The organism is uncultured Brevundimonas sp. (assembly GCF_937870815.1).
GTDB lineage: Bacteria > Pseudomonadota > Alphaproteobacteria > Caulobacterales > Caulobacteraceae > Brevundimonas.
Genome location: NZ_CALMZS010000067.1, coordinates 1 through 6,290, shown reverse-complemented (window position 1 = coordinate 6,290; position 6,290 = coordinate 1). Strand labels below are relative to the sequence as shown.

Here is a 6,290-nt window from a genome sequence, read left to right as displayed (position 1 = left end):
CCGTCGCCGACCTCGACCACGCTGGAGGTGGTGATGGGGAACGGCGGCAAGCCCGACCGCCCCAACGCCTATGACGCCGGCGGCGTGCGGGATAGCCTTGGGTGGAGAAGGGGTTAGGGGCTAGGTTCTAGGGTAGTCGGAGCGCGACGGCCCGGGGCTGACCGCCAAGCGTTGCCCTGAATCTAGACCCTAGCCCCTGGCTCCCAGCCCCTACCTGCCGCCGCGGGTCAGGGCCCGGTACTCGACCAGCCGCTCCTTGTCGCGCCGGACCTGGTCGGCGACGGCGTTGTCGACGTCCAGCGAGGCGTAACGGACCCAGTTCTCGATGCCGAGCTTGTCCTGCACCGCCGAGGTCGGGGTCTGCCAGCGGAAATAGGACAGCAGGCCGACCACCGCCGACAGCACCAGGGCCAGCCCCTGCAGGGCGCGCAGCGCGAACTCGTGACCGTCCAGCCCTGGCTGCAGCGCGAGGATGGCGACCCCGCCCACGAACACCGCCGGCGTCAGCAGCCGGGCCAGCCAGCGCATCCAGTAGCGCTCGCGGCGCACCCGCCACAGCTCCATCTGGACGTATTTCTCGAGGTACTCCATGCGCGCGCCCAGCCACATGGTCAGCCGCGTCAGATACAGGGCCCGCTGCCCCCAGGCCTTGCCGTCCTGCTGGTAGCGGGTCTCGGCCTGGTCGGCCATGGCCCGGCCCGAGGTGAACAGGTTCTGCAGTTCGCGGGTCCGCTGCACGATCTCGCGCGACAGCTGGTAGGAATCGTTCTCCAGCCGGAACCGGTACTGGATGAACAGGATCTGCTGGATGCCCCAGTAGAGGCCCAGGGCGGCCAGCATGGCGCCCCCGGCGATGGCGGCGCCCGCCGTGTCGGAGCCGGTCCAGCGGTTGAACCAGGTCGGTCCCAGCGCCGCCAGGATCCCGAAGCCGGCCATGGCCAGGGCCTGGTTCAGCCGCTTGACCAGCACATGCACCCGCAGGGCGTCGAACACCCGGCGGCCATAGGCGTAGATGTCGGCGCGCAGGTCGGAATCGACCGGGAACCGCTCCTCGATCTGGCGCGCGAACAGGACGTGGAAACGGTCGGGCTTTCCCTCCGTCTCCCAGAACGGGAAGATGTCCAGCGGCTGGTTGAAATACTCGTCGATGTGGGCCGAGACGCGCTCGATGGCCTCGGGGTCCTCCGAGAAATATTCGCTGTCCTGGATCGGGTGCAGGATGCCTTCGGGATTGCGCAGCGGCCCGGTGCGGCGCTCGGGGCGGGCGCTCGGGACGGCCCGGTCCTGCACGTCCGAGGCCCCGCTGGGCGGGGGATTGGCGGCCGCGTCGAGGCCGCCGTGCGACCGGGCGTGGTCGCCGTCGGACGGCGCGGCGTGCGCGTCGGGACCAGGCGGCGGGGGGCTGTGATCGTCGTGCGACATGACGCGGAGGCGGTCCTTCCATCGATGACCCGACACTATGGCGGATCGCCGCCGCCGGGCCGACGGCCTTCCCTCGTGACGCGAAGCGGGGCCGTCGCGCTCAGGTATCGCCGTTAACCCTGCCGCCCGGCAAGTGAAGTTTCGGTCAGAACGGATACCGTCTCCTCCCCATTCGCTATGCGAACAGGGAGGAGACATCTCAGAACGGCCAGCGCGCCATGGCCGCGGCCGAGGCCAGCAGCGGGACCAGCAGCAGCGCCTCCAGGGCGACCCACCGCCGCGCCCGGCCCAGCTCCCCCGCCGGCGGCGTGAAGCCCCGGTCGCCCCGGGCCGCCCCGCGCCAGCGGAAGAAGGCCAGCGTCGGCAGGACGGAGATCAGGCCGATGGCGGCGAACAGGCCGATCTTGGCCCAGAAGAACGGATTGGCCTCATAGAAGGCCCAGCCCTTGCCGCCCCAGATCACCCGGCTGACGCCGACGGCCAGGACCAGCAGGGCGGCCATGCCGAAGCCGGCGTCGATCCGGACCAGCCGGGCCGGGTCGACCCCGGGCGTCCGCAACATCGCCGCCTCCATGGCCAGGGCGGCGACGAGGCCGAACACGGCGATGTGGTGGAGGATGGCGAGGACGAGGTCGGTCATGCAGCCTCCTTCGCTTTGCCGCCCAGTCCAGTATAAGCCGCGCATGATGACACGACTTCTCATCGTTGCGGCGGGGGGCGCCCTGGGGGCCATGGCGCGCTACGGTGTCGGCGCGCTGTCGATGCGGCTGGTCCCGACCGCCCAGTGGCCGTGGGGCACCCTCGGCGTCAACGTCGGCGGCGGCCTGCTGATGGGGTTGCTGGCCGGCTGGCTGGCCTTCCGCGGCGGAGCCCACGGCGAGACCATCCGCCTTTTCGCGGCGGTCGGGCTGCTGGGCGGCTTCACCACCTTCTCGGCCTTCTCGCTGGAGACGGCGCTGATGATCGAGCGCCGCCAATTCGCCATGGCCGGGGGCTACGCCGCCGCCTCGGTGGTTCTTTCGGTCGCCGCCCTGTTCGTCGGCCTGATGGTCGCCCGCCGCGCCTTCGGAGCCGCCCTTTGACCGACGACCCCGTCCAGGACGCCGAGCCCGCGCCGAAACGCGAGGTCCAGACCCTCTATGTCGCCGAGGCCGAGGACGGCATCCGGCTGGACCGCTGGTTCCGCCGGCGCTGGCCGCACCTGTCCAACATCCAGGTGCAGAAGATGGCCCGCAGCGGCCAGATCCGCGTCGACGGCGCCCGCATCAAGCCCGAGGGCCGGCTGACCGCCGGCGCCGCCGTGCGCGTGCCGCCCATCCCGGACGACGCCTCGCGCAAGGCCGGGGACCTTCACACCCTGTCCGAACAGGACATCCGCTTCGCCAAATCCCTCGTCCTCTACGAGGACGACATGGTCATCGCCATCAACAAGCCCCATGGCCTGGCCGTGCAGGGCGGGACCAAGACCAGCCGCCACGTCGACCGGCTGCTGTCGGCCTGGGGGGAGGGGATGGAGCGTCCGCGCCTGGTGCATCGGCTGGACCGCGACACCTCCGGCGTGCTGCTGCTCGGCAAGGGGCCCGAGGCGGCCAAGCGGCTGGCCGGCGCCTTCGCCCGGCGTCAGGCGAAGAAGACCTACTGGGCCATCGTCATCGGCAATCCGAAGCCCGCCGCCGGCCAGATCGACCTGCCGCTGAAGAAGACCGGCATCAACGACTTCGAGATGATGCGCCCCGCCGACCGCAAGGACCCGAAGGCCGAACCGGCCGAGACCGCCTTCGCCACCCTCAGCCGCGCCGCCCACCGGGCGAGCTGGATGGCGTTGCGCCCCTTCACCGGCCGCACCCACCAGCTGCGCGCCCACATGGCCGCCATCGGCCACCCGATCCTCGGCGATCCGAAATACGGCGACGAGAAATCCCGCGAATTGTCCGGCCCGCTGAAACTGCAACTCCACGCCCGCAGCATCGAACTGGACCACCCGTCGGGCGGCAAGCTGATCGTCGAGGCCCCGCTCAGCCCCGAGATGCAGGCCGGCTTCGCCCATTTCGGCTTCGAGGAGGCGGAGGGCGACGAGGGCGATCCTTTCGAAGGGGTCCGCCGTCAGCGCTGAACGCTTCGGGTCAGACCAGTCCGGCGTAGCCCGGCGCGTCGGCGCTGTCCGGGAAGACGACGGTGTCCAGAGCCGCCCGGTCCAGGCCCATATGGTCGCGCAGCACGCCCTTGAATACGCTGCGGATGTCGGCGGTCGGGGCCAGGTCGCGGCCTTCGAACAGGACTCCGTCGGACAGGCCCGGCCAGTCGCCGACGATGCCGCCGGGACGCAGGGCTCCGCCGGCGAGGATCAGGGCCGAGCCGGTGCCGTGGTCGGTTCCGCCGGTGCCGTTGGCGCGCACGGTGCGTCCGAATTCGGTGGCCACGACGATCACCGTGCGCGCCCAGGTCTCGCCCAGCCCGTCGCGCAGTCCGCCGATCACCCGATCCTGAATCCTCAGCTGATTGGCGAGCACGCCCTGCGCCGCGCCCTGGCGGGCGTGGGTGTCATAACCGTCCAGCGACAGGGTCACGACGTCCGGTCCTTCCTCCGCGATCATGAATCGGGCCACCGCCTCGCCGAGGCCCTCGACATTGTTGCGTCTCAACTCCAGCCCCTCGGTGGCCGAGACCGCCTGGGTCTCGACCTCGAGGCCTGCGGTCAGGGCGGGACCCAGCAGCGGGTCGTCGGCGTAGAGGTCCATCAGGGCGGCCGCCACCCGCTCGTCCGTCCGCCCCGGGCCGCCCGGGGTCCATGACGCCGTCTGGACCGGCCCCCTCAGGACCAGCGGCGTCTGGCTTCCGACGGCCAGGCCCCGGCGCCCGCCCGAGACGGAAAGCGCCCGGTTCAGCCAGCCGTCGTCGGCGCCGTAGAGGCGGGCCGAGCCGCTCTCCAGCACATCCTGGGCGTCGAAATGAGAGCGGAGCCGCGCCGGGATCGCCACCGCCGGCGCGAAGCGCGCCTGCCCGGCCACGGCCAGTCCGTGCAGCCGGGCCATGGCCGGATGGATGCCGAAGTCGGAGTCCAGGGGCAGCGCGCCGCCGACCTCGCCCGGCGGGCTGATCGCCACCACCCCGCGCTTGGCCGCATAGTCGCGGTCGCCGTGCGGCACGACCACCGACAAGCCGTCCATGGCGCCGCGGGCGATGATGACCACCAGCTTGGGCCGGTCGGACAGGGCCGCGCCCCAGGCCATCCGGCCATGGGCGGTGACGGCCACGCCGGCGGCGCCGGCGAGCCACAGGCGGCGGGTCAGGAACAGGGGGGTGCTCATCGGCGCTGGAACTCCGGAGACATCAGCAGGATCGCCACCGCCTCGGCGCGGTCTTCGGCGCGTCGGACGGCGGATCGGGTCCGGTCGGTCAGGCGCGGTCCCAGGGCCGACTCCGCCAGATCCATGGGCGATTGGTCGCGCACCGCGGCTTCCGAGAACCGCTGGGCCCAGGTCAGGCGCTTGATCACCGCGTCCGGCGCGGCCCAGGCGACGGCCTCGTCGGGCCAGCCCTCGGGCGAGGGCGGCGCCCACGGCGGCTGGCCCAGGGCGACCAGGGCCGGCTGAACATGCTCGATGCGCCGGGGCGCCAGGCCGAGGGCGCGATAGCCCGAGATCAGGAACTCCTCCGGACGCTTGAATTTGCGCGCTTCGGCCTCCCACATCTCCGGGGCGTCGATCAGCGCCAGGGCCAGGGAATCCAGCCGTCGTCCGTCCCGGGTCCAGGCCGACTCCAGCCGGTCGACCAGTCCCGCCGGGGGCGTGTCGGAATGGAAATGCACCGCCAGCCGGCGCGCCAGGCGCCGGCCCGTGGCGGGGTGGCTCGCCAGATCGGACAGTATGGCCAGGGCCTGGTCGCCGCCGCCCTGTCGATAGCTGCGGCCCATCACCTGCCGGGTTCCCGGCTCATGGATGAGCGGCACATAGGTGGAGCCGTTGGCGCCGTCGATCGCGCCCGCATACAGGCGCACCGGCAGATTGGGCTGCCGGATCGACCATCCGGTCAACGCCCTGGCGAACTCCGTCACATCCGCCTGGGAATATCCGGCGTCCGCGCCGACGGTGTGAAGCTCCAGTATCTCCCGCGCCAGGTTCTCGTTCAGGCCCGCCTGCCGGCGTCTTTGGCCGACAAGGCTGTTGGGCCCTGTCGACTGCGCCTGATCCAGATAGATCAGCATCGCCGGATGACTCTCGACGGCCGTCAGCATGTCGTCGAACCGGCCGAAGACATGGGCCCGGATCGCCTCGCGCTCGAAATCGCCCGCCAGCGGTGCGACAGCGACCTTGCCGATCCCGATGGCGAAATGGTTCCACCAGAACCTGACCCAGCGCTCGGCGAAACCGGCGGGCGTCGATGCGGCCAGCCGGATCGAGGCGAGGTATTCCTGACCCGTCTGGGTCAGCAGGGCGCGGGCAGACTGGCGCACGGACTCGGGAATGCCCGTGTCGTCCGCCGCCATCGAAGGGGGCGGGGGCATGGCGTCCGCCGGGCGCGCGGGCGCGGGGCGCATGATCTCCTGCACCCGGCGCCGGTATTCGCCCAACGCCGCCAGGCGATCCGGCGCGGACGGAAACGGGCCTTCCGGTCGCGGGACGCGTTCGGGACGCACCTGCGCCCTCAGCCACCCCCGGGGGTCGCGCGCGACGGCGTCCATCTCGCCCGGTCTGGCCCCCATGCCGAAACGGGTGAGCGCGATCGCGCCTTGCAGTCGGGACTGATCCTGCGGCATGGACATCGACTTCCCGTGGGCGGTTCTACCACTCAAACGGGGGTCCGCGGGATTTCCGTCGCCGGCGCCCGCATCCTCGCACCGACGACGCACCAAGCAGGAGATCGCCCGG

At 71.6% G+C, this 6,290-nt stretch carries 6 protein-coding genes; 2 read left to right on the top strand and 4 right to left on the bottom strand.

The window, feature by feature from the left end:
- Positions 1-210: 210 nt before the first annotated feature.
- Both Q0588_RS04345 and Q0588_RS04340 read right to left on the bottom strand, forming a co-directional pair.
- Positions 211-1,422: a hypothetical protein gene (locus tag Q0588_RS04345; RefSeq protein WP_298744093.1), complete on the bottom strand. Its 1,212-nt coding sequence runs from the start codon at positions 1,420-1,422 to the stop codon at positions 211-213.
- 199 nt (positions 1,423-1,621) lie between these two features.
- On the bottom strand, positions 1,622-2,062 hold the full coding sequence (locus Q0588_RS04340) for a DUF2214 family protein (RefSeq protein ID WP_298744092.1): 441 nt from the start codon (positions 2,060-2,062) through the stop codon (positions 1,622-1,624).
- A gap of 46 nt (positions 2,063-2,108) precedes the next feature.
- Between Q0588_RS04340 and crcB the strand changes: the two genes are divergently transcribed.
- Together crcB and Q0588_RS04330 are read left to right on the top strand one after the other, a co-directional pair.
- Positions 2,109-2,504 (top strand): fluoride efflux transporter CrcB, encoded by a 396-nt coding sequence (gene crcB / locus Q0588_RS04335; RefSeq protein WP_298744094.1) that lies wholly within the window; start codon positions 2,109-2,111, stop codon positions 2,502-2,504.
- A complete protein-coding gene (locus Q0588_RS04330; protein WP_298744091.1) occupies positions 2,501-3,535 on the top strand; it encodes an RluA family pseudouridine synthase in 1,035 nt (344 codons plus the stop codon). Before crcB ends, Q0588_RS04330 begins: the two co-directional genes overlap by 4 nt.
- A gap of 10 nt (positions 3,536-3,545) precedes the next feature.
- Here Q0588_RS04330 and Q0588_RS04325 read toward each other — a convergent pair whose 3' ends face one another.
- A complete protein-coding gene (locus Q0588_RS04325; protein WP_298744090.1) occupies positions 3,546-4,730 on the bottom strand; it encodes a DUF1501 domain-containing protein in 1,185 nt (394 codons plus the stop codon).
- A complete protein-coding gene (locus tag Q0588_RS04320; protein ID WP_298744089.1) occupies positions 4,727-6,178 on the bottom strand; it encodes a DUF1800 family protein in 1,452 nt (483 codons plus the stop codon). Before Q0588_RS04320 ends, Q0588_RS04325 begins: the two co-directional genes overlap by 4 nt.
- Between the last annotated feature and the right edge of the window lie 112 nt (positions 6,179-6,290).

Coding starts and splice junctions, on each gene's coding strand:
- Q0588_RS04345 (WP_298744093.1), bottom strand. CDS start 1,422: ATGTCGCACGACGATCACAGCCCCCCGCCGCCTGGTCCCGACGCGCAC.
- Q0588_RS04340 (WP_298744092.1), bottom strand. CDS start 2,062: ATGACCGACCTCGTCCTCGCCATCCTCCACCACATCGCCGTGTTCGGC.
- crcB (WP_298744094.1), top strand. CDS start 2,109: ATGACACGACTTCTCATCGTTGCGGCGGGGGGCGCCCTGGGGGCCATG.
- Q0588_RS04325 (WP_298744090.1), bottom strand. CDS start 4,730: ATGAGCACCCCCCTGTTCCTGACCCGCCGCCTGTGGCTCGCCGGCGCC.
- Q0588_RS04320 (WP_298744089.1), bottom strand. CDS start 6,178: ATGCCGCAGGATCAGTCCCGACTGCAAGGCGCGATCGCGCTCACCCGT.